General features: G+C 32.7%; 24 protein-coding genes and 1 tRNA gene. 6 read left to right on the top strand and 19 right to left on the bottom strand.

Going from position 1 to position 22,526, the window contains the following annotated elements; genetic code table 11:
• Nucleotides 1-8 precede the first annotated feature (8 nt).
• The 3 genes from DNJ73_RS01835 to DNJ73_RS01845 form a co-directional block, all read right to left on the bottom strand.
• Complete coding sequence (locus tag DNJ73_RS01835) at nt 9-1,265, bottom strand: CCA tRNA nucleotidyltransferase (protein WP_158466024.1); 1,257 nt, start codon at nt 1,263-1,265, stop codon at nt 9-11.
• Nucleotides 1,266-1,310: 45 nt separating this feature from the next.
• Entirely contained in the window at nt 1,311-3,728 is a 2,418-nt protein-coding gene (locus DNJ73_RS01840; protein WP_158466025.1) for a UvrD-helicase domain-containing protein, read from the bottom strand.
• Between the two features lie 86 nt (nt 3,729-3,814).
• A complete protein-coding gene (locus DNJ73_RS01845) occupies nt 3,815-4,039 on the bottom strand; it encodes a hypothetical protein (protein WP_158466026.1) in 225 nt (74 codons plus the stop codon).
• Nucleotides 4,040-4,275: 236 nt separating this feature from the next.
• Here DNJ73_RS01845 and DNJ73_RS01850 point away from each other — a divergent pair, with 236 nt between their 5' ends.
• From DNJ73_RS01850 to DNJ73_RS01860, 3 genes are all read left to right on the top strand, one after another.
• The gene (locus DNJ73_RS01850) at nt 4,276-4,824 is read left to right on the top strand and encodes a bleomycin hydrolase (RefSeq protein ID WP_158466027.1); all 549 of its coding nucleotides are present in this window, start codon (nt 4,276-4,278) and stop codon (nt 4,822-4,824) included.
• A gap of 64 nt (nt 4,825-4,888) precedes the next feature.
• Entirely contained in the window at nt 4,889-5,356 is a 468-nt protein-coding gene (locus DNJ73_RS01855) for a bleomycin hydrolase (RefSeq protein WP_158466028.1), read from the top strand.
• A 60-nt stretch (nt 5,357-5,416) separates the two neighbouring features.
• A complete protein-coding gene (locus DNJ73_RS01860) occupies nt 5,417-6,013 on the top strand; it encodes a glycosyltransferase (protein ID WP_158466029.1) in 597 nt (198 codons plus the stop codon).
• A gap of 24 nt (nt 6,014-6,037) precedes the next feature.
• Here the strand turns inward: DNJ73_RS01860 and DNJ73_RS01865 are convergent, their stop codons facing one another.
• Nucleotides 6,038-6,919 carry a HEAT repeat domain-containing protein gene (locus DNJ73_RS01865; protein ID WP_261792581.1) on the bottom strand — a complete coding sequence of 294 codons (882 nt, stop codon included), beginning with the start codon at nt 6,917-6,919 and terminating at the stop codon, nt 6,038-6,040.
• Between the two features lie 153 nt (nt 6,920-7,072).
• On the opposite strand from DNJ73_RS01865, the gene DNJ73_RS01870 reads away from it, so the two are divergent.
• Complete coding sequence (locus DNJ73_RS01870; protein WP_158466030.1) at nt 7,073-8,383, top strand: HEAT repeat domain-containing protein; 1,311 nt, start codon at nt 7,073-7,075, stop codon at nt 8,381-8,383.
• Nucleotides 8,384-8,414: 31 nt separating this feature from the next.
• Here the strand turns inward: DNJ73_RS01870 and DNJ73_RS01875 are convergent, their stop codons facing one another.
• The 4 genes from DNJ73_RS01875 to DNJ73_RS01890 all read right to left on the bottom strand — a co-directional run bounded on the left by DNJ73_RS01875 (nt 8,415) and on the right by DNJ73_RS01890 (nt 11,158).
• Entirely contained in the window at nt 8,415-9,014 is a 600-nt protein-coding gene (locus DNJ73_RS01875) for a chromophore lyase CpcT/CpeT (protein WP_158466031.1), read from the bottom strand.
• A gap of 14 nt (nt 9,015-9,028) precedes the next feature.
• On the bottom strand, nt 9,029-9,562 hold the full coding sequence (locus tag DNJ73_RS01880; RefSeq protein ID WP_158466032.1) for a phycobiliprotein lyase: 534 nt from the start codon (nt 9,560-9,562) through the stop codon (nt 9,029-9,031).
• Nucleotides 9,563-9,601: 39 nt separating this feature from the next.
• The gene (locus DNJ73_RS01885; RefSeq protein WP_158466033.1) at nt 9,602-10,393 is read right to left on the bottom strand and encodes a phycobilisome rod-core linker polypeptide; all 792 of its coding nucleotides are present in this window, start codon (nt 10,391-10,393) and stop codon (nt 9,602-9,604) included.
• Nucleotides 10,394-10,486: 93 nt separating this feature from the next.
• Complete coding sequence (locus tag DNJ73_RS01890) at nt 10,487-11,158, bottom strand: TVP38/TMEM64 family protein (protein ID WP_158466034.1); 672 nt, start codon at nt 11,156-11,158, stop codon at nt 10,487-10,489.
• 166 nt (nt 11,159-11,324) lie between these two features.
• Here DNJ73_RS01890 and DNJ73_RS01895 point away from each other — a divergent pair, with 166 nt between their 5' ends.
• Together DNJ73_RS01895 and DNJ73_RS01900 are read left to right on the top strand one after the other, a co-directional pair.
• Nucleotides 11,325-12,275, top strand: a complete 951-nt coding sequence (locus DNJ73_RS01895; protein WP_158466035.1) for a UDP-glucuronic acid decarboxylase family protein — start codon at nt 11,325-11,327, stop codon at nt 12,273-12,275.
• An 87-nt stretch (nt 12,276-12,362) separates the two neighbouring features.
• Nucleotides 12,363-13,409, top strand: coding sequence for an NAD-dependent epimerase/dehydratase family protein (locus tag DNJ73_RS01900; protein ID WP_158466036.1), 1,047 nt, complete (start codon nt 12,363-12,365; stop codon nt 13,407-13,409).
• Between the two features lie 39 nt (nt 13,410-13,448).
• Here DNJ73_RS01900 and DNJ73_RS01905 read toward each other — a convergent pair whose 3' ends face one another.
• From DNJ73_RS01905 to psbB, 11 genes are all read right to left on the bottom strand, one after another.
• On the bottom strand, nt 13,449-13,679 hold the full coding sequence (locus tag DNJ73_RS01905) for a hypothetical protein (protein ID WP_158466037.1): 231 nt from the start codon (nt 13,677-13,679) through the stop codon (nt 13,449-13,451).
• 435 nt (nt 13,680-14,114) lie between these two features.
• A complete protein-coding gene (psaM, locus tag DNJ73_RS01910) occupies nt 14,115-14,282 on the bottom strand; it encodes a photosystem I reaction center subunit XII (RefSeq protein ID WP_158466038.1) in 168 nt (55 codons plus the stop codon).
• Nucleotides 14,283-14,996: 714 nt separating this feature from the next.
• A tRNA-Phe gene (locus tag DNJ73_RS01915) sits at nt 14,997-15,072 on the bottom strand.
• A 136-nt stretch (nt 15,073-15,208) separates the two neighbouring features.
• Nucleotides 15,209-15,478, bottom strand: coding sequence for a DUF2470 domain-containing protein (locus DNJ73_RS01920; RefSeq protein ID WP_158466039.1), 270 nt, complete (start codon nt 15,476-15,478; stop codon nt 15,209-15,211).
• Nucleotides 15,479-15,573: 95 nt separating this feature from the next.
• Nucleotides 15,574-16,809, bottom strand: coding sequence for an FGGY-family carbohydrate kinase (locus tag DNJ73_RS01925; protein WP_158466040.1), 1,236 nt, complete (start codon nt 16,807-16,809; stop codon nt 15,574-15,576).
• A gap of 20 nt (nt 16,810-16,829) precedes the next feature.
• Complete coding sequence (metK, locus tag DNJ73_RS01930) at nt 16,830-18,059, bottom strand: methionine adenosyltransferase (protein ID WP_158466041.1); 1,230 nt, start codon at nt 18,057-18,059, stop codon at nt 16,830-16,832.
• 24 nt (nt 18,060-18,083) lie between these two features.
• Entirely contained in the window at nt 18,084-18,872 is a 789-nt protein-coding gene (locus DNJ73_RS01935) for an HAD family hydrolase (RefSeq protein WP_158466042.1), read from the bottom strand.
• A 19-nt stretch (nt 18,873-18,891) separates the two neighbouring features.
• Nucleotides 18,892-20,001 (bottom strand): 30S ribosomal protein S1, encoded by a 1,110-nt coding sequence (locus tag DNJ73_RS01940; protein ID WP_158466043.1) that lies wholly within the window; start codon nt 19,999-20,001, stop codon nt 18,892-18,894.
• 103 nt (nt 20,002-20,104) lie between these two features.
• Nucleotides 20,105-20,584: a transcriptional regulator NrdR gene (gene nrdR, locus DNJ73_RS01945; protein WP_158466044.1), complete on the bottom strand. Its 480-nt coding sequence runs from the start codon at nt 20,582-20,584 to the stop codon at nt 20,105-20,107.
• 190 nt (nt 20,585-20,774) lie between these two features.
• Nucleotides 20,775-20,870 (bottom strand): photosystem II reaction center protein T, encoded by a 96-nt coding sequence (locus tag DNJ73_RS01950; RefSeq protein WP_011294325.1) that lies wholly within the window; start codon nt 20,868-20,870, stop codon nt 20,775-20,777.
• 37 nt (nt 20,871-20,907) lie between these two features.
• Nucleotides 20,908-22,431: a photosystem II chlorophyll-binding protein CP47 gene (gene psbB / locus DNJ73_RS01955; protein WP_158466045.1), complete on the bottom strand. Its 1,524-nt coding sequence runs from the start codon at nt 22,429-22,431 to the stop codon at nt 20,908-20,910.
• Nucleotides 22,432-22,526: the final 95 nt, after the last annotated feature.

Genomic DNA, 22,526 nt, shown 5'->3' on the forward strand with positions numbered 1-22,526 from the left:
TATTTTATTTATATAGAGTTCTGTTCATCAATTAATTTCATTCTTTGTCTCTTTATTTCTATTCCAATTTCCTGCCCTGATTTCCAACCTTTTTCTATTAAATCGTTTCCTTTTATTGGTGATTCTATATTCTTCCAGTTATATAACCATGATGATAAATATTCTTTAAAAGGACTTTTTCTACATATTTCAAGTATGAATGAAGATTCATCAATATTAATTTCTTCTAGAAAAGTTGTCCATTTTGATGGTGACCAATCTTTATATGAATGCTTAGACTGAATATTTTTCAGATATTTATTTAATTGATATGCACCTTGAATTATTTCTTTCTGAGATTGTGCTAGTTGTAGTCTTTCAGAAAGATATAAAGGATTTTCTGCTTCATAAACAAATGCGGTAAGTGGTTCAATATTTGAATTCTTCGCAACAAGTATTTTTTCGAAAAGAATCTGATCATTTTGTAATTTTGAGTCTATTATTTTTAATCCTCCCCATTCTTGTAGATTTTTTATTGCATTTACCCAATCTTTACTTTTGAAAAGTAATTCAAGCTCCATTTTTAATCTTGTTGATAATGCTGAAGGTGCTAAATCAGGCTTATCACCAATACGCCAATTCCAGGGCCAATTATGAATTGTATTTTGTATTTGCTTTAAGGCTTTATTTGATAAATTAAAATTTAACTTTGCTGCATATCTAGAGGCTCTAATAATGCGGGTTGGGTCGTCTAAAACACTTGATTCATGCAAAAAATCTATGCTCATATTTTCAATTGCATCTAATCCAGAAAATAAATCTATTATTTTATTATCTTTAAGTTCAATTGCCATTGAGTTAATATTAAAGTCTCTTCTAGTTAGATCATTTTTTATTGTTGATAATTCAACTAATGGATTTTCACCAGGTATAGGATAAGTTTCTTCGCGAGCGCTAGCTATATCGACTTTGATATCATCAATTGTTATTTCTGATGTTTTATAAGTTGTATTATTACGAATGATTTTTACTCTATCTGGACCGATAATAGTCATCAACTCTTTTATGTATTTTGTGGTATCTCCTTCTATAATTAGATCTAGATCATTAAAAATAATATCATAATTCTTGTTTTTAGATTTAGTAATTAGATCTCTTACAATTCCACCTACAATTGCAACTGATTTGATATTGATCGAGTTAGCTGTATATAATAGAGTACTTAGGATTCCATCAGGTAGTTCTTTTATTTCTTTTTCAATTTTTGAGTTATTAAATAATTCCATGATATATGAGATTGTTAATTAGTTATCATTTACTTATTTTAAATTTTATTCTTCTATTAATTTTAAGGGAGCTAGTCTTGGGTCTAATATTTTAGCTCCTATCCCTGCGAACTTTATGGCTAGGGAGATTTTTTCTCCAGAGCCAAAAATATGAGTTATTTTTCCTTCTCCAAATGAAGAATGTTCAACTTTATCGTTAATTGACCAGGTCCTTCCAAGAGAAGGTCCCGAATATGTTTTTCTTACGCCATTTTCAGCTTGACTAGGAAAAGAATTTGTTTTACTCGGGCGATCTATTCTTGTAAGTCTATCTAGATTTTTCTCTCTTCTTAAGCTAGCCCCACCAGATAAGGGGATATCACCTTTGATAAGTTCTTCTGGGATTTCAGATAGAAAGATTGATGCAATAGCAGGTTCTCTCATCCCTCCCCACATTCTTCTCTCCGTAGCATGAAAGAGAAATAGCTTTTCTTTTGCTCTAGTTAGACCTACATAACAAAGTCTTCTCTCTTCCTCAAGGGAGGATGGATCATCAAGTGATCTATAGCTTGGGAATAAGCCTTGCTCCATTCCCACAAGACAAACAACAGGAAATTCCAAACCTTTACTGCTGTGAAGAGTCATTAATGTGACTCGATTTGTTGCAGTGTCTTTATTGTCTGCATCGCTTGATAAAGCAGCAGTTGATAAAAAACCTTCTAAATTGGCATCTTCACTTTCCTCCTGATATTGCAAAGCGGCATTAACTAATTCTTGAAGATTTCGTCTTCTCTCTTCTGCCTCATCTGTTCCTGTCGCAATTAATTCACTTAAGTAACCGCTTTTTTCTAAAACTAATTGAACTAACTCGGCCGGGCTTGAGGAAAGAAGATGACTTTGTAATTCATTGATAAGCTCACTAAAAATTAAAAGACCTTTTGCTGATCTTCCAGCGAGAGATCTGACAGCTTCGGGGTCATTTACAACTTCCCAAAGAGGAATTTTTAATTGACTAGCAGCATCACTCAATCTTTGAACTGTTGTTTTACCAATCCCTCTTTTAGGAACGTTTAAAACTCTTAGCAGACTGACACTGTCTGATGGATTAATTAAAAGTCTTAAATATGCTAGTAGATCTTTAATTTCTCTTCGATCATAAAAACGTAATCCTCCAACTACAATGTATGGAATACTCCAGCGGACCAATGAGTCCTCAATTGCTCTTGATTGAGCATTAGTTCTATAAAGAATAGCCATGTCTCCCCAATTTAATTCTGGATTCGAGGCATCTAAAATTCTTAGCCTGTGAATAACTGCCTCTGCCTCTGCTATCTCGTCGTCACACCTTGTTAATTTAATAAGCTCGCCTTCTCCTCTAGTTGCTCTAAGAACTTTATCTATTCTTTCTTTATTGTTGGAAATTAGTGAATTGGCAGCTTCGAGGATGGTAGAGGTTGACCGATAATTTTCTTCAAGTTTTACGAGAGTTGAATTGCTTGTATTGTCTAGGCTTTTCTTGCCAAAGTCCTCTTGAAATCCCATTAGTATCCTAAAATCCGCAGCCCTAAAGCTGTAAATACTTTGATCTGCATCGCCAACAACAAAAACTGATCGATTATTCCAATCTTTAAAAGAAGATGGATCTTGACCATTGGTAACCAATTGTTTAATTAATTCGTATTGTGTCCAATTAGTATCTTGATACTCATCGACTAAAACATGTTTGAAACGACTGTGCCAATAAGTCCGAATGTTTTCATTTTGCTGTAATAATTGAACAGGGATTAATAAAAGATCATCAAAATCTAATGCATTATTAGCAGCTAAAGCTTGCCTATAAAGTCTATAAGTTTCAGCAATTAATTTGCCTCTCTGACCCTCTTGATTCTTTAATAAATCATTAGGAAGCAAGCATTGATTTTTGGCATTACTGATTGCCCAGCGGACTTTTTTAGGCTCAAATCTTTTAGGGTCTAATTGTAGGTCTTGTGTAACTATTTCTTTGATTAGACTTTGTGCATCTGTTTCATCGTATATTGAAAACTGTCTAGTCCATGTCAATCCTTCAGGATCTTTGAACTTGTCAATATCAAAGCGTAATAATCTTGCAAATAAAGCGTGAAAAGTTCCTATCCATAATTCACGGCTAATTTCACTATATATACGATTACGAATTTGTCTTTGTTCTGCTACTTTTAAGGCAGACCATGCTTTTCCATGCCTTACGTTTGCTAATCTTTTTGCTAAAAGAAGTTCAAGTCTATCTTTCATTTCTCTTGCAGCTTTATTGGTAAAAGTTACAGCTAGAATAGAGCTTGGATCAACATTATATTCAATAATTAAATGTGCAATACGATGAGTAAGAGCTCTGGTTTTACCGCTTCCTGCTCCTGCTATAACTAATAATGGTCCATGAAAATGATCTACTGCTTTAGACTGAGCCTGGTTTAATCCATTTAAAAATATATTGTTTGAGTTTTTCATTTTATAGACTGAAAATAAATTGATTTAAATTTAGTTTTGTCATGTTAATAGAGATCATTTTATATTATTTAAGTAGATAAATAAATTTAAGATATTAAGCTGGTATCCATATTTTCTTTTTGTTCATTAAGTTTAGAAAGTATTATTTTTATTTGATTAAGCTCTGAATGCGAGTTGATGATTGAGTTGATTTTTTTTTGAGGCATTTTTAGCTTATTTGAAATAGTTACCACCTCTTTTTCTAAACGATTTTTGTACTTGGTTAGTTCCTTAATTGATTCTTCTAACTCTTCTTCTGTAGGACTTTGCATTTTTTTATCTCAACAATAGCTCAAATTAGTGAAATCCCCTTTGCTTATAAGCTTTTTGAGATAACTCTATGAATGATTTTAGTAAAAATTCTTTTTTACAGTTAAGAAGCATTGCGTTCTTAGATCTCTTTCAGTGAAATTTGACTGTAAGTCTTAAGTTAAATAAGTAATGAGTAATAACTTATTATTCATTACTTATTCAACTTTTTACTTAACAGAGCCTAGGTAGTCAAAAAATGCTTGATGCGTTCTCTAGAACAGTTGTAAGTGCTGACGCCAAGGGTGCAGCAATTCGAAGTGAGGATCTTGCAGATTTAAGAAAGTATGTAGCAGATGCAAATAAAAGAATTGATGCAACTCTTGCAATAACTCAAAATGTTTCTTGCATAGCTGCAGATGCAGTAGCAGGAATGGTTTGTGAGAATACTGGACTTACTCAGCCGGGGGGACATTGTTATCCAACTCGTAGAATGGCAGCTTGTTTAAGGGATGGGGAAATTATTTTGAGATACGTAAGCTACGCACTTCTTGCAGGGGATCCTTCTGTTCTTGAAGATAGATGTCTTAATGGTTTAAAAGAAACTTATTTAGCTCTTGGAGTCCCAACTTCTAATGCTATTCGGGCAGTTGAAATAATGAAAATTGCAACAGTTGCAATTATGACTGAGACAAATACAGGAAGAAAAATGTTTAAGGGAATTAATTCAGGCTCAGGAGCGCAATGTCAAGATATTGCGGCTGAGGCAGCATCCTATTTTGACCTTGTAATAGAGGCTTTGAGTTGAATCTTCAACTTTAAATTTTAATTCCTCTTCTAAAGCACTACAAACCATCATCTATTAAGTCACTATGAAATCTGCAGTTACAACCGTTGTTAGCGCAGCTGATGCAGCAGGAAGATTTCCTAGCATGAGTGATTTTGAATCTGTGAAAGGCTCTTTTGATAGGGCACAAGCTCGTCTAGAGGCTGCAGAAAAACTTGCTTCTTGTCTTGATAAATTTACCAATCTTGCCGTTGATGCTGTTTATCAAAATGGCTCATATGAACAGGCTAATAAAGATAAGTGCGTAAGAGATATTCATCATTATTTGCGTCTTATTAATTATTGCTTGGTCACTGGAGGAACTGGTCCTTTAGATGAATGGGGAATATCAGGTATGAGAGAAATTATTCGTATCCAGTTATTACCAACAGCTGCATACATAGAAGCATTTATTTTTATTAGAGATGAAATTAAAATCAGTGATGTTATGAGTCAGCAAGCTGAGACCGAATTCAAAGGACTATTGGATTATTTAATAAACGCACTTGCATAAAAAAAATTAATTTAATTCAAATATTTTTTAGGGATTTAAATTAAATATATTCGAATTATAATGATTAATTCTTTAGATATAAATAAATATATCAAACTTTACCAAGATTTCTTGCATCCAAATCCAAATATTAATTCTAAAGCATTTTTAATCTTAAGAAAAGAATTTGAGGTTAAATTCATGAATAAGCTGTTAGCCAATCTCAATGAAAAAGATTTATTTATAAGAAGGAAATCAATATTAGCTTTGGGACAATTTGGAGAGAAAATTTTAAAATCAATCGTACAAATTTACATGGATACTAATAATTCAACTGTTAAAGTTAGCTGCCTTAAAACGATGATCAAGGTTGTCGTTAATTTTAATTTAGAAGAATTAAATCAGGATGAGATGTTAGTCGTTTATTTAGCACTTAAAGATGACACTCCTGAGATGATATTGACTGTGATTTCTCTTTTGAGGCAATTAGGGAAAACTGGTAGAAATATTTTGATGAAAACTTCTAGAGATAAAAACTTATTAAGAGCAAAAGCTTCTATTAGCGCGCTTTTGGAAATGAAAGATCAGACTGTTGATGATTTTTTTGATCAATTGTTAAACGATAAATCTATTGATCCAATGATAAGAGAAGATATTTTACGAGATAAAATGATTTAATTTTCTAGAATGTTTTTCATGTATTTAGTTATTTATTTTTTTTATAGCTAAGTTAATGATTTTTCTAACCGTTTTATCCTGTTCAAGCTTAAGGAGTTCTTTGAGTGGATTTATAGCTTCCTTAATATTAAGTTGCATCAATGATAATACGGAAGCCTTTCGAATATCTGAGCTTTTGTTTTTTAATTTTAATATTAAGCTAGGAATTAAAGATTCTATTTTGTGCAATTTACCAACTAATTTAATAGCTTCAATCTGAACATTTTCAGCAGTATCAGAAAAAGCACTTTCTACTAATTGAATTGCTTCTTGATCTTGTGACTGTCTTAGATATTCTTCCAGTGCTGCAATTGCAGCTGATTTAACATTAGTGTTTTTTGATTTAGCCGCTTTTTTTATGGCATTTGGTGCTTTAGCCCCAATAAATCCTAAACACCATGCTGCAAGGCCATATTGCATTTCTGTATATTCTTTATTCTCTAAGACAATGATTAGATGATTTACGGCTGCCTCACCAAAAATTGCAATTGCTCCAGCTGCGGAGAATTGCACTACAGAATCTGAATCATTGGTAAGAGCTTTTATTAAATGAGGTAAAGCGCTTGGATCTTCAACTAACTTTAAAGTTTTGGCTGCTGCTCTTCTCTGTATTACGTTTTTACTATGAAGAAGAGCATTAATTAACTCCGGTAAAGCTGCTGCACCTATTTTGGATAATGCTTCCGAATGACTTCTTCTAACTAAACCATTTTGATTACTAAGGCCATTGATTAATAACTTGATTTCGCGTTGACTTGATTTTTGCCTACTCCTAAAGTTCTTTTTGCCCTCTTTGGTGTTTGTTTTTTCTTCTTCTTCAGTTGTTGGTTTACTTTTCGAGTAATTATCCACCTTTGTATTATCCACTTGAATGCTTATAATATAATCTTGATTATGATATTTGCTAAAGTCTTATTACATGCTTTTTTCATAAAAAATGTCCTTTTATATTAATCATCAATTATATGTTTAATATAATGTTCTTAGCTTATGAAGTAAATACAGATCCTTATATTCAAAGTGCAATCTAATCCATTTAATAATCTACCTAAAATCAATAAAAGAGATGCTATCAATATTCTTAGAAAACCAATTACTGAAGTTAAGTTTTTAGCCGATTATTATAAAGCGGTCTTCCACTTATTCAATTTCCCATCTGAAGAATCAGAAAGGGTACTTATTGACTTTATTAAATATGATTATGAAAAGCTTGAATATAAAATAGCAAAGCGAAAAGCGATAGAGGTACTTGCTAACTTTGATTGTAAAAAAGCGATTCCAATTATCGCAGAATTTTTGAAAAATGATGATGATGAATATCTTCTGGAGACCGCTATTTGGTCATTAGGTAAACTTAAATGTAATGATATTAATGTTATTAATAAAATTTGTTCTCTATTATATAAGCAATTTAATAATAAAAGATTAGTAATACAAACATTAACTAATTTAGGAGTTAAACAAGAAATAGATAAAATCAGATCATTATCAATAGAAAAGCAATCCTCAAATGGAGTTAAAGGAGCTTCTATCGCTGCATTGATAAAACTTTCTGGTGAAGTGGATAAAGTTAGTGATTTAACTAATTTTTTGCAATCATCTAATCAAAATGATAGACATTGTGCAGTTCAAGACATTATAAATGCTGGCCATTTATCTGTTTTACCTTGTTTAGTCAAAGCCCCAATTTCTCCATCATTTAAATTAAAGGCAATAGACTCTCTTTGGAGTAATGAAATATTATATTGGAAGAATATAAACCTAATTGAATCTCTTGATTTAGTCATTATTGATAATCCAAAAATTATAAATACTTTAGGAATTAATAATTTTAAAAAAGATCTAGTTTTTTTAATAGATCAACTCTTTCATACAGACTTTAATAGATGTTATCAATCAATGAAAGAATTGGACAAATTTCCTGCAGATGAGGTCTTGTATTATCTTAACAAAAACTGGGATAGAGCTAAATCAGATTATGGAGCATTATATTTCTTTGCAAATGCATATAAATTGCTAATAGATAAGAAATTATCTGATAATTCAATTTTAGAGAAAGTAGAATTTTTATTATCAGATAGTTGGCCTAATTATATGAAATTTAAGTCTTCAGCTATACAAATCCTTGGCTATTTAAATGATAATAAATTCTATAATAATATTGAAGTTTTCTCAGATGAGAAGCTTACACCTTATTGGAAAAATAGATATGCAGCTTTGCTTGTATTGCAAAATAAACAAATTCATATAAAAAAAGGTTTCGCTAAATTATTTTTGAATGATAGTCATAGGTTTATCAGATTAAAGGCAAAAGAAATTAGCTTGACCTGAATTTTTCAAATGAGAATCTAATAATTAAGATTTATTTCCAATTCCTATCAATAAAATAATCAAAATTTTCTATTCTTTTAAATATTAATGGTCCAAAGCTTGATCCCCAAACTTTTTTATCAGTTTCTATTTCATGTCCAGAATCCTCAGAAATAAGATTATTCTTATTTAATATCACTTTGCTTTTGACATAAGTTTGGTCTTTCTCGTTTTTTATATAGCATTTGTTACCTGGTTCTAGATTTCCTGAGAAATTTCCTGGATTTGTTTCTCTAAAATGCATAGAGCATCCTGACTTCTTATCTAATTTATATTTAGATATTTCATTTAAAATAGATATATCTAAAGCACCACCCGTAAATCTTTCTTTATCCTGTATTTTATAATTACTTAAAATAAAAAATTCTTTTTCTTGTGATAATTTATTTATAGACTGTCTGTATGGGTTCCATATATCATGCTGATATCTTTGCTCTGAATAAAATGCATAACATTTATAAGTTTTAAAATATAATGGCCTGATATGTATTTGAATATGTGCAAATTTTTTTGGGTTATCTAAAGCTTGTTCCTTATTGCTAAATATGCCTGAAATTATTTTGGCGAATTCTAATATACATTTATTTTTCATGTTTCAGATATAATTTATTTTTTTATAAAACGTATTTCAGATGCATAAGAGGTTTGCAAGATAGCCGAAGAATTTATTGCTTTTGTAACAGAAGATCTACTTCTTAAATTATTTGAAACAAACCATATTCTTTCTTCGGTACAAATATGATCATAGCTTGAATGAATAATTAGAGTTCCATCCTCGAGAATTTTATATAATGATATTACTGGTATTGCTTCAGTATAACCAACGCTCCTAATTATTTTCCCTTCTGTTTTAGAAAATTTTATAGGTAAGAGAATACTTTCTCCTGATAATTTTTCTTTTTGATTCTTCTCGCTCCATTCACTTTTTGCATCCCAGCTAATTAAGAATGCCTTATTTTCTTGATTAGTAGTTACTAAGTTATCTTTTAACAATTTAATAACTCTTGAATCGTTGCTTTTAGCAGGAATTATTTTTATTCTGCTTCTTATTTCTTCAAATTCTTGGAAGGCTAGTGAGTGTCCGCTTCTCATGGAGTTCCATTCCCCAACACTTTTTAAGAAAAATTCATCAATATTCATCTACTTTATTAAAATTGGTATTAATTTATTTTTAGAAAATTAAAGGATTTTACAAATGTCACTTGTTGCAAAAGCTTTTGTCATGGATGAAGTCTCTAGAAAAATTTTTGCTTTAAATCCAATTGGAGAATTCCAGGACCTCATATATGGAACTATATCCTCACCAAAAAAATTATTATATTCCTCAGAATCTATTAGAAAATCAATATGATCTTCAAAACCTAGTTTATTAATAATATTAGAACTTTGAGTTACTTCTATTTGACTTTTGATTGGCCTACCAAGAATATGTTTATATCTTAGCTTGATAGATTGATATTGGCTAATACGATCAAAGTAGAATTTTCTATAAATATTTGATTTACAAACTTCTCTTGTAAATTCTTTTACTGTAATATCACCATTTCGAAGTTTCCTTTCTATATCAATTGGACGCTCCGATTGCATTAATGATAGGTTACCAAAGATGTTTTTATATAATGCATTTATTGCTACAAGTAAAGCATCATCATCATTAGGTGCAAATCCTTTGATTTGTAGCATATTTATTTTAGTACTTTCTTTATTTAGTAATTTATAGTTATAACTTTCAATTTTATCTCTTCTGAAACTGCTTATAACTTTGTTATTGAATAAATTTTCGAATTGTTTAGGCTTTGTTTTAGATGTGGTTGTGAATTTGTCTTTTTCTCCTGGCATTGATGCCCCTCTAATATGTAAATTATAGGTTATTTTACTGCTTCCTGATATTCTACTTTTATTATATTTAACTGGATTATTATTGATAGTTTCCCCTCCTAGCTTGAGTGCTTTGAATGGAATAGTTAGCATATCAAAATCTAGTAATATCTAATTTTATCAATATAAACAGTCTAATTATAAATTTTGTTCGATTAATTATCTTTATGATTTAATTTCTTAATGCTAGTTTTTATTGCCTTGCTTTCCTCCTTGATTTAAAGAGGTCTTATTTTTATTGAATCCAGCTATGGTAGCAAGACCAAACATTCCAAGCAAAGCTGCCCCGAGCATTAGACCAGCACCTTGACTTACTCCTGCTCCTACAGCAACAATTATTGAGTCACTAATTAATAAACTTATTATCAAAGCAGGGGTGAAGAGTCTCCATCGTGTTCCCCCTATCCCCAGTGCATAGCTTAAAAAATCAAAAAGTCCAGTCATTAGAAGTCCAGTCATTAGAAAGAAATTGCCCTCTAATTGATTTTGATTAAAGCCCTCAATTTTTTGCATAGCTTTTTCTCCAACTAGCTTCCTAACAGGTGCTCGCCCGAAATTTCTAGCTATGAAAAATGCTAACTGACAAAAAATCAGGTCAGACATAAATATAGTTAGATAGCCTGTTTTAAAACCAAGCAATGATCCAGCTAAAAGTGAATAAACAGAACTAGGTAGTGCTGGTAGGATTACGCTTATGCCTCTTAGTAAAAGGATCCCAAGAGGAGCCCAAATGCCCATCTCTTTAACAGCACTTCTTAATGGTTCAATTCCATAAGTCTGAATTAAGAAGACTAGTAAAATGAAGGCACCTGTTATTAATGCAATAAGTAGGAACTTTCGTAATTTTTCTTTTCTCAAAGTGAACTCCTTGCTAACGATGATCAGCTCTTAAAAGATTTCTATTTATTATCCTATTTTAAACGTTCTTTATTTAATTAATCTATAAAGAGTTACGAGATATATAACTCATCAATTTCATGTTTTTTTGCAAGATACTAAAATAAATTTTTAATGCTTGAATCTAATGGCCGCATCTCCTTTAAAGAATTTGATTACTGGAGGTGCTGGATTTTTGGGGTCTCATTTGGTTGATCGGCTAATGAGATCTGGAGAAAAAGTTATATGCTTGGATAATTTTTTTACTGGGAGTGAAGAAAATATTAAACATTGGATTGGTCATCCATATTTTGAGCTCATACCTCATGATGTTACAGATCCAATTAAACTTGATGTTGATAGGATTTGGCATTTAGCTTGTCCAGCTTCCCCAATTCATTATCAATTTAACCCTATTAAAACAGCTAAAACTAGTTTTCTCGGAACCTATAATATGCTTGGATTGGCAAGAAGAGTTGGAGCTCGAATTTTATTCGCAAGTACTAGTGAAGTTTATGGAAACCCTGAAATACATCCTCAATCTGAAGAATATAGTGGAAATGTAAATCCCATAGGAATTCGTAGTTGCTACGATGAGGGTAAACGTGTTGCAGAATCATTATGTTATGACTATATGAGAATGCATAAAATAGAAATAAGAATTGCTAGAATATTTAATACATATGGTCCTAGAATGTTATTAAATGATGGAAGACTTATTAGTAACTTATTAATTCAATCAATAAATGGAGAGGATTTGACTATATATGGTAATGGATATCAAACCCGAAGTTTCTGTTTTATTGATGATTTGATTGATAGTTTAATTTTATTTATGGATTCTTCAAATACAGGACCTATGAATTTAGGCAATCCAGAAGAATTATCTATACTTGAAATAGCAAACTTGATAAAAAGTATGTCAGATAAGAAAGTAAATATCAAATTTTTAAAAGAATTAGAAGATGATCCTTTCAGAAGAAAACCTGAAATTAGTCTTGCAAATAAAGAATTGGGATGGCGACCTAGAATAATGTTTAATGAAGGATTAAAAATTACAAGAGAGTATTTTCAAAAGAAATTAACTTCTGGAAAATAAACAATTAATTATTTATATAGCTTAATTTTTGATCAATCAAATGTTATAATCAAATTTAATTATTTTATTTTTAATCATAATAAAATCATGTATTCAAGTGAAAATATTGACAAAGTGATAGTTACAGGAGCTGCAGGTTTTATTGGAGCTGCCTTGGTAAAAGCTCTTCTTGCCTTGGATTTGAAAGTTATTGGTATTGATAACATAAATGATTATTATTCAACTTCATTAAAAAGAGCAAGATTGTCGGAAATCGAGAAAGCTTCTAAGACGAAAGGAGAATGGATTTTTTATGAGATTCCTATAGAAGATGATAAACGATTGTCCCATATAATTAATAAATATAGTCCAAAAGTTTTAGTTCATCTTGCTGCACAAGCTGGTGTTCGTTATTCAATAACAAATCCTTCTGCTTACATACAAAGTAATTTAGTAGGGTTTGCAAATGTACTTGAAGGCTGTAGACAGAACAATATTTCCCATTTGATTTATGCTTCTAGCAGTTCTGTTTATGGTGGCAATAAGAATCTTCCTTTTTATGAAGAACAATCAGTTAATCATCCGGTCAGCTTGTATGCGGCAACTAAGAAATCTAATGAATTAATGGCTCATACTTATAGCCATTTATATGATTTACCAACGACTGGACTTAGATTTTTTACAGTTTATGGACCCTGGGGTAGGCCAGATATGGCGCCAATGATTTTTGCAAAATCTATTTTAAACAATGAGCCAATTAAAGTATTTAATCAAGGAGAAATGCAAAGAGATTTCACTTATATTGATGACATCGTAGAGGGCATAATCAGATGTTGTTTTAAAAAAGCCAGTATTGATTTTGATTTTAATCCACTTATTCCAAATCCTTCAACTTCATCTGCACCTTATAGAATTTTTAATATAGGTAATTCAACTCCAATTCAACTTACATATTTTATAGATTTATTAGAGCAGAGCTTAGGAAAGAAAGCTAAAAAGGATTTTCAGCCTATGCAGCCTGGAGATGTTGTTGCTACTGCTGCTAAAATGGAATTGCTTAATTCATGGGTAGATTACAAACCAAAAACATCTATAGAGAAAGGAATCAGTCTATTTTCTGAATGGTATTTGGATTATTTTAAAAAAAATACTTAAATAAAGAATAATACCTTGATTTTATTTTTTCATTTGCTTTCAGGAAAGTCCTAATAATTTTATTCTAAAAAGAGCTATATTTCTTGACTGGATAGGATTCTCAATGAGAAAAGGATGAGTTTTAATCTTTTCAAAAGTTCTTTGAATTCTTTCTTCTATATTTAGATCTTTTTCATTTTGCAAAGAACAATCTTTCCATGCTGCATCAAATGCCATAGCAAAACTATCAGCATTATTATATAAATTACCGTTAGAAGCTTCTAAATTCATAAGAAGAAGAAAAATGTTTTGCTAATTCAGGTTAATTAATAAGAATATAAAAAAATTGCATGCTTTTGTATTTGATTTCATCATTGTTTAATCTATTTTATAAATTCTAGCTGCAATTTTTTGAGTCTAGAAATATAACTAATGAATTTGAAGATGAGATTGATTTGTAAACCAACATAAATTATGATTATTGCTTAAAATATTTGCAAATAACTGGTCGTGATTTTGCCTGATATTAACGACATATTAGTTTTATTTATTGTAATCTTCATTGTGCTAATAAATTGCATTAGAAGACTAAGAAAGTAGATCAATGATAAGGATATTATATTTTATAAATCAATTTATTGTTTTTTTGATAAGTGTCAGACTTATTTGACGGAGATTTACTGTTGATTTTAAATAATTTCTAAATATTTTGATGTCTTAGAGAAACTAGGAATCTCTAAGAGTTGTTCCAAGCCTCAAAGCTAGAACCCCTGCAAACATAACCATTAAAAAGGAAATACCAGCTAGATCAGGCGAATTTATACCTAGACCTGAAGAGAAATCCACTTTGGATAAATCAAATGTGCTTTGAACTCCAAGTAAAAGGTTCATCATCTCTTAACTACTAATTACTTTCATTTTAACCCAAGATTGAAATGATCTTTTATTTTTTACGCTTCCCGTATCAACTCTTATGCGGTTTTGTAATAATTAAGAATCTTTTTCAAACAAGGTGATGAGGATACAAATTTAACTAAGTTGATATGACTGGGTTTAGTTGATGCTTAAAGATGGCTAAGTTTTTCTTATGCGAAGGTAAAAAAATGTTTTATCTCATTTTCAGGGTTGTCACCAATATTTAGAAAAATGGGTTACATATTTTGACTATTGATTATTTCTATTTAAAAGTACTACTTCCAAGAAGATAAAAACAACTAAACTTACAATATTTGGCAAGATTTGAATATCCACAACCCACAACCTTCGCATTTACCCATCAGTTCTGGGATTTTACAATTTTTATCTGATACTCAAAAGCATCTATGTTTCATAGTCTGTTTAGAAACTAGATAAGGAAAGTAGTTGTAGGTTATCCATGAAAACGACAAGAACTCTTCTGGGATGGAAATTGCCTAAGAATTTAGTGTTGGGTCGATCTCAGTGACTGCATGCCACAACTATGCCATCTGACCCCTTTCAGAATGTCTATATTGCTAGTGGAATTATATAAACTGTAAATTCTTTGAAATAGTACTATGACTACATTTAAGCATTAAAAAAGCACCTTGTTTTAGGTGCTTTTTTAATGCTTAAATTTTCCTGTTTTAATGGTGCCAGGACCCAGATTTGAACTGGGGACACGGCGATTTTCAGTCGCCTGCTCTACCAACTGAGCTATCCCGGCTTGAACCTTTAATAATCTACCAATTCATTTGTACCTTATTGAAAAATAAATTGAAATCGCCTTAATTTTCTTTGTTCCTTTTTTAGAGGTAATTTAAAAAATCAGTAGAAATCATGCTCTTTTCTGGAAGTAACTTTCATTTCTCAGGGATAGCTCTGATCATCTTCACCAATGTTTTATGTGCATCTGAGCAATCTTGAAGAATATGATCGAATTTTATTTCTAATATTTTTTCATCCACTTTAAGCTTTATATATTTAGGAGAAAGGCTAATCATTTTTGCTGATCTAAAAGTTTTGATTTTTCCATAGTATTCTGCATATTTATTTACTGCATCCTGGTGGTCTTTATTCATATGATTGCATATTCGAAGACTTGACTCTTGGTTGATAGGTTCGAAACTCATAAAATTTTCTGAGTAAATAATTCAAGTATTATTTGATAAGTTAGGTAGATTTTTATGAATTGAGATTAAAAACTTTGTGAAGAATTTAAATATTTTCATAATAAGGTTTGCAATGCAATACTTGCTACTCCTGCTGCGGGAGGTCGGTTGCAAATTTTTATAGGAATGCCTATTTCTCTTTCCCTTATTTTTTTCCATGTAATATTTTTTGCACCCCCTCCTATGGTAATTATTTGTCTAGGTAAATCAGCTCCTAATTCTTGAAGTTTTTGCCAGCCTCTAGCTTCAATTTTGGCTAAGCCCTCAAATATTGCATGAAGATAAAGAGAATCACTTACAGGACGCGGTTCAAGTTTAGGTTGTAAATTTGGATCATCTATTGGAAACCTTTCCCCTTGCTTTGAAAGAGGGATAAGATTTATTCCAGAATATTTATTGGGATTTATCTGCTTGCTTAATTCATCAATATATTCAAGATTAAAAAAGTCAAGTAGTATTGCTGCGCCTGCGTTAGAAGCTCCACCACAGAGCCAGTTTCCTAATATTTTATGATTTGATATACCTTTGCCTAAAAGGGGTTTATCAACAAACTTTTTAATTACTATCGTACTTCCAAGAATTGTTACTCCATCATTTTTCTTTGGGAAAGTTGCTAAAACTCCTGCGTTAGAATCTGTTGTTCCTGCAATTACTTTAATATTTCTTGGTAAATTTAATTCATCGGCTTTTTTACTACATATGTTTCCCATTAATTGACCTGAAGGAATTATTTTAGGAAGACAGTTGATCCAATTTAGATTTTGAAAGCTTTTTGGCCAAGAACTATTTGAGATCTCCCAGCCCATTCTAATATTATTACCTTCCTCTCCATATTCCCAATTATTTAGAAGCCATCCACTAACCCAGTCTGCTTGATGTCTTAAGAGTATTTTAGTGCCATATAAGTTTATAAGCTTCAGGGCTCTTCCAACACTTCCACTTGTACTTGAACCGGCACATTCCTTAGAAAATAGCTTATTAATTTCGTTAGAATATAGCGAGCTTGTTAAGAAATAAGGTAGAGCTTGACCAATAGGTTCCCCATTGGTTCTACATGCTAAAAGTGTTCCAGATGTCCCTGCTACACTGCAAGAAACTAATCTTTCTTTAATATCTATAGGAATTTTTTGTATTAGATTTCTTAGGCAATTTATCCAGTCTTCACAAAATTCTAGACTTTTAGGATAGGATCTTGATGAAGTGTACAATAACTTTTTTTTTGTATTAATTATTGCAATTCTCAATCCTGAAGTACCAAGATCTATTCCAAGTACAAGAGGATTATTTAACATTTTTACTTTATTATAATTTTTTAAACAAGCGAGCTTAATTCTTTTGCTTTTTCTTTGACGTCTTCCCATGGAAGATTAATATCAGTTCTTCCAAAATGACCATAGGCTGCGATATCTCTATAAAAACGTCCTCCTCTTCTGCCAGGGAGTTCTTGTAAATTAAAAGACTTAATAATTGCACCTGGTCTTAAATCAAACTGTTCTTGCACGATTTGAGTTAATTCAGCGTCTGAAACTTTTCCGGTTCCATAAGACTCAACTAGTATTGATACTGGTTTAGCTACACCAATTGCATAACTTAGTTGTACTTCAACTTTTTTTGCAAGATTTGCAGCTACTAAAGCTTTTGCTACAAATCGTGCGGCATAAGCTGCAGATCTATCAACTTTTGTAGGATCCTTTCCAGAAAAAGCTCCACCCCCATGGCGAGCATATCCACCATATGTATCAACAATTATTTTTCGACCTGTTAGACCTGCATCACCTTGAGGCCCTCCAATAACAAATTTACCTGTGGGATTAACTAGAAATCGTGTAGTTTCTTTTGATGGTTTTAAAGGTAAGTCCTCTGTTGCTGGCACAACAACAAATTTCCATAGGTCTTCTGCAATTCTTTTTTGGATCTCTTCTTCAAGAGTTATGCCAGCAACTTCAGATTTGTGCTGAGTAGAAATTAGTATTGTGTCTATAAATGAGGGTATTCCGTTTTCATATGAGACACTTACCTGGGTTTTTCCATCCGGCAAAAGATAATCAATTAATTTTTGATGCCTAACTAATGCAAGTCTTCTAGCTAATCGATGGGCGAGACTTATTGGTAAAGGCATAAGTTCAGGAGTCTCATCACAAGCAAATCCAAACATTATTCCTTGATCTCCTGCACCAACTTGATCTAGCGGATCTTTTGAATGATCTTCAGCCTCATCTACACCTTGAGCAATGTCCGAAGATTGTTGGTCAAGTGCTACTAATACTGCGCAACTATTAGCATCAAATCCACCAGCACTTGCACCTTCATAACCAATGTTTTTTATTACTTCCCTAACAAGCTTATTGAAATCGACCTCGGCTTTGGATGTGATTTCGCCAGTTATTAGACATAAACCAGTATTTACTACCGCTTCACATGCCACTCTGCTTGTTGGATCTGCAGTTAAAAGTGCATCTAAGATGGCGTCACTTATCTGATCGCAAATTTTGTCTGGATGACCTTCTGTTACCGATTCAGAGGTGAAAACGTATCTACTCATTGGAAATCTGAATTGAATACTACTTTAGGTGTTTCTCTGAATCTTTAATTCATTAAATTTTTTGATCTTGAATTGTTTCTCAGTAAGTTTAGGAGGTTTTTTCCATCCGCCTGTAAAGCCTATTACTATTGCTATATCAGCTTCTTTGGCCATTTTTAAATCAGTATCTGCATCAGAAATAAGAGCACATTCTGAAGGATTGAAGTTAATGTTTTTGCAAAGTTCTATAACTGCTTCAGGGGCAGGTTTAGAAGGTTTATTCTCGGCACTCCAAAGATAATCAAATATACCTTCTAATTTATTCCTGCAAATAAATTCTTCTATCCCTGCTTTCGTATCATTTGACATTAAGGCTATGCATACTCCTTTGTTTTTTAGAGAAACTAATAAATCTAATGCTCCTAAAACTAAAGTTCTTTGCTTCACCATATGATCTTTTTTGTTTGATAGGAAAATATCGACTTCATTGAAGATTTCTTGACTAAGTGAAAGTGAGTTAAACCAATCGAAACCAAATAAGGTTAATATTGTTGCTGTAGATATAATATTTTGCTCTCTAGAAGCTATTGCTAAACTTGAATTAGCCAAAAGGCTATTTCCCCTTAAGCCATAAACAGAAACAAGTAATTTTCTTAATAACAAAATTTTAATATTATTTATTTTTAGCTTTTTAAATTTTTTTTCTGCAAATTCTATTCTAGTTCTTGCTAGTTCTAATAAGCATTCTTCACTATTTGAAAGAGTTCCATCCTTGTCAAATATTATTGACTTAATAAAACCAACAGAACTATTTCTTATTAACAGTTCTGCCATTTTTTATAAAAGAAAATAATCAAATACTCATTACTGCAATAGGGTCTTCACCTTCTTCAGCTTGCTCAAGAAGCATCTGTTTGTATCTTGCTGCCATCTCTTCAGCTTTATCAAAAACTTTTTGAGGATCGGTGAGCATGTCTCCTGGCTCTGGTTCAAGTGCCTTTGTAGATAATGAAATTCTGCCTCTCTCAGCATCAAGGTCAATGATCATAACTTTCATCTGATCATTGACATTTAATACAGAATGAGGGGTTTCAATATGTTCATGGCTTATTTCTGAAATATGAAGAAGTCCACTTACTCCTCCAATGTCGATAAAGGCACCGTAGGGTTTAATACCTCTTACTGCTCCTACAACAACTTCTCCAACTTCAAGACGATTCATTTTTCTTTCAACTAAAGCCCTGCGATGACTGAGGACAAGCCTATTCCTCTCTTCATCAACCTCTAAGAACTTCAATGGTAGAAAATCAGCAACTAGTTCTTCTTTCGCTTTTCTTGTACTTATATGAGATCCAGGAATAAAGCCTCTCAGCCCTTCAACTCGAACAAGTGCACCTCCTCTATTAGTTGCGAAAACCTCAGAATAAATTGTGGCATCTTCTTTTTGTAGTTGTCTAACTCTTTCCCAGGCTCTTTGGTACTCAATTCGTCTAATAGATAAAGATAATTGACCATCCTCATTTTCTTCAGTCATTATGAAAAATTCTCTAATTTCTGAAGGTTGCAAAACATCACTTAAACCCTCGACTCTATTTATAGAGACTTCTTGCATAGGCATAAAAGCAGCTGTTTTTGCACCAATATCAATCATGGCTCCCTTGGATTCAAGAGCAAATACAGTTCCATTTACTATGTCGCCAGGTTTAAAGTTGTAGTCATACTTGCTCAGTAAAGATGCAAATTCATCAAGAGTAAAACCAGCACTTTCAAGATCACTTTTATTGACCCTGCTTGAAGATTCATCAGCAGAAGGAATGTTTTTGGGGATATCTTCTTCTTTTAATTCATCAATAGAATTATCTTCTAATTCAGAACTTTCCGACTTTGAGATAGCTTCTTCAGATATTGAGGTTTCTTTTTCGGAATTTTTTTCTTGAACTTTGCTTACTGTGTTTTCAGACATGCTTTAATGGCGGTCTGCCTTTTTTGGACAGTGCGATAGAAATACAAAATGGCCCGCCGACCAAATTGAAATTAAATTCTACTTTATTGACAGGTCTTTCTTGTTAAAGCACTGATGCGAATTGTTCTTTTTTTAGTGGTTGTAGTGATTCAAGGGTTGTAATGAAATCATTAATTCCATGAAATTGTCTGTAAACAGAGGCAAATCTGATATAAGCAACTTCATTAATATCTTTTAGATGAGTAAGAACCATTTCCCCAATTTCAATTGTTTCAACCTCTTTCCTAATACCTTGATGCAGTTGTTGTTCTATTTCATCAACAATAAATTCAATTTTAGTGGCATTTATAAGTGTTTTTTCACATGCTCTGTTTAATCCACTAATTATTTTACTTCGATTAAATAATTCTTTTGCTCCGCTCTTTTTTAAAACAGTAATAGGGGTAGTTTCTACTCTTTCATAAGTAGTAAAGCGGAAGTCACAATTTAAGCACTCCCTTCTTCTTCTTACGCTTCTTCCAGAATCAGCCGAACGAGATTCAAGTACTCGACTGTCTGTATTTTGACAAGATGGGCACTGCATGCAGCCCTTTTCAATGATTTAACTAACTTTAAACATTTATTTGGCTTCTGAGAAGGGGCAGATTAAATAAAACTACTTTTTTATTTAAAAAAGTAGTTTTATTTTAAAGATTAAATGAATATAATAATTGATTGATAATTTAGAAACTAAAAAAAAGCCCTGATATATCAGGGCTTTTTTTAGTTTTATTTTACTTGTCGTACTTCGGAGGATCGCGAAATGCGACAGCAAAGAACAGGGTTACAAGTGCCAAAGTTAGTATTAGCACGTAGGAGAAAGCTTCCATCTAAGTTCTCGGTATAAGGGGGGTAAAGAATCCTGACTTAGGCTCGACCAGGGACTCGGCGAGTTGTTTCGTCTCCAAGTTTTTTGAAGAGACCAAACTCAACCTGATCGCCAAGCTCTGGATCGATTCCTGAGAATCTGTCGCCAAAGAGAGTTCTTGCGGCGTGCCACCAGTGCCCAAAGAGGAATAACAAGCCAAAGCACAAATGTGCATAGGTGAACCATGCTCTTGGAGAGCTTCTGAATACACCATCAGACTTGTAACGATCTCTGTCAAACTTGAAGGCTTCTCCAAGTTGAGCTTTTCTAGCCAAACGTTTGACTACTACTGGATCAGTAAATGTTTGTCCATTTAATTCTCCACCATAAACAGTAGCTGTGACTCCTGTTTGCTCGATGGAATACTTAGCTTCGGCCCTACGGAAAGGAATGTCAGCTTTAACATTTCCATCCTTATCTTCAAGAATGACAGGGAAGTTTTCAAAGAAATTTGGAATTCTTCTTACCTCTAAGTCATTGCCATTACTATCTGTAAATGAGATGTGACCTTGCCATCCACTTGGAACTCCATCGCCATTAACCATTGCGCCAACTCTAAATAGACCTCCTTTCGCAGGACTATTTCCAACATAGTCGTAGAACGCAAGTTGCTCTGGGATGGATTCATAAGCTTCCGCTTTTGAAGCACCATCATTCATAGACTCTTGAACTCTACGGTTAATTTCAGTTTTGAAATAACCAGAATCCCATTGGTATCTAGTAGGACCAAATAATTCAACTGGAGTAGTAGCTGATCCGTACCACATAGTTCCAGCGACTACGAAAGATACAAAAAGAACAGCAGCTAAAGCACTAGCTAGAACACCTTCAAGGCTTCCAAGCTTTAGAGCTCTATAAAGCCTTTCTCCAGGTCTGTTGGTGATATGGAAAATACCACCAATTATTCCTAAAAGTCCTGCCCCAACGTGATTAGCGACAATTCCTCCGGCATTGAATGGATTAAATCCTTCGGCACCCCAAACGGGAGCAACTTTTTCTACATGTCCAGTTAATCCATATGGATCAGAAACCCATATGCCAACAGTTGAGCAATGAAATGCTCCAAAACCAAAGCATGTTAAGCCAGCTAGGAAAAGATGTATTCCAAATATTCTTGGAAGATCTAAAGCTGGTTCTCCAGTGCGGGAATCTTCCCAAAGTTCAAGGTCCCAGTATGTCCAGTGCCATACAGCAGCTAGCATCAAAAGACCACTGAAAACTATATGAGCTGCAGCAACCCCTTCGAAGCTCCAGAAGCCGGGGTCAACTCCGGTTGCACCGGTTATATCCCATCCATTCCAGCTACCTGTAATTCCAAGGCGGGCCATAAAGGGCATGACATACATGCCTTGGCGCCACATTGGATTAAGTACTGGATCAGAAGGATCAAAAATGGCCAATTCATATAAGGCCATAGAGCCGGCCCAGCCGGCTAACAAAGCAGTATGCATGAGGTGCACGGCCAAGAGGCGGCCAGGGTCGTTAATAACGACTGTGTGCACCCGATACCAGGGCAATCCCATGGGTCAGGTTCGTATAACGAAGCTGCTTAATGCAGCAAGACTCGCATGATCGTAAATGGTATTGCTTGAGTTAATGCACAGGATGTAGATACCTG

Source organism: Prochlorococcus marinus XMU1408 (assembly GCF_003208055.1).
In the GTDB taxonomy this organism is placed as follows: domain Bacteria; phylum Cyanobacteriota; class Cyanobacteriia; order PCC-6307; family Cyanobiaceae; genus Prochlorococcus_B; species Prochlorococcus_B marinus_A.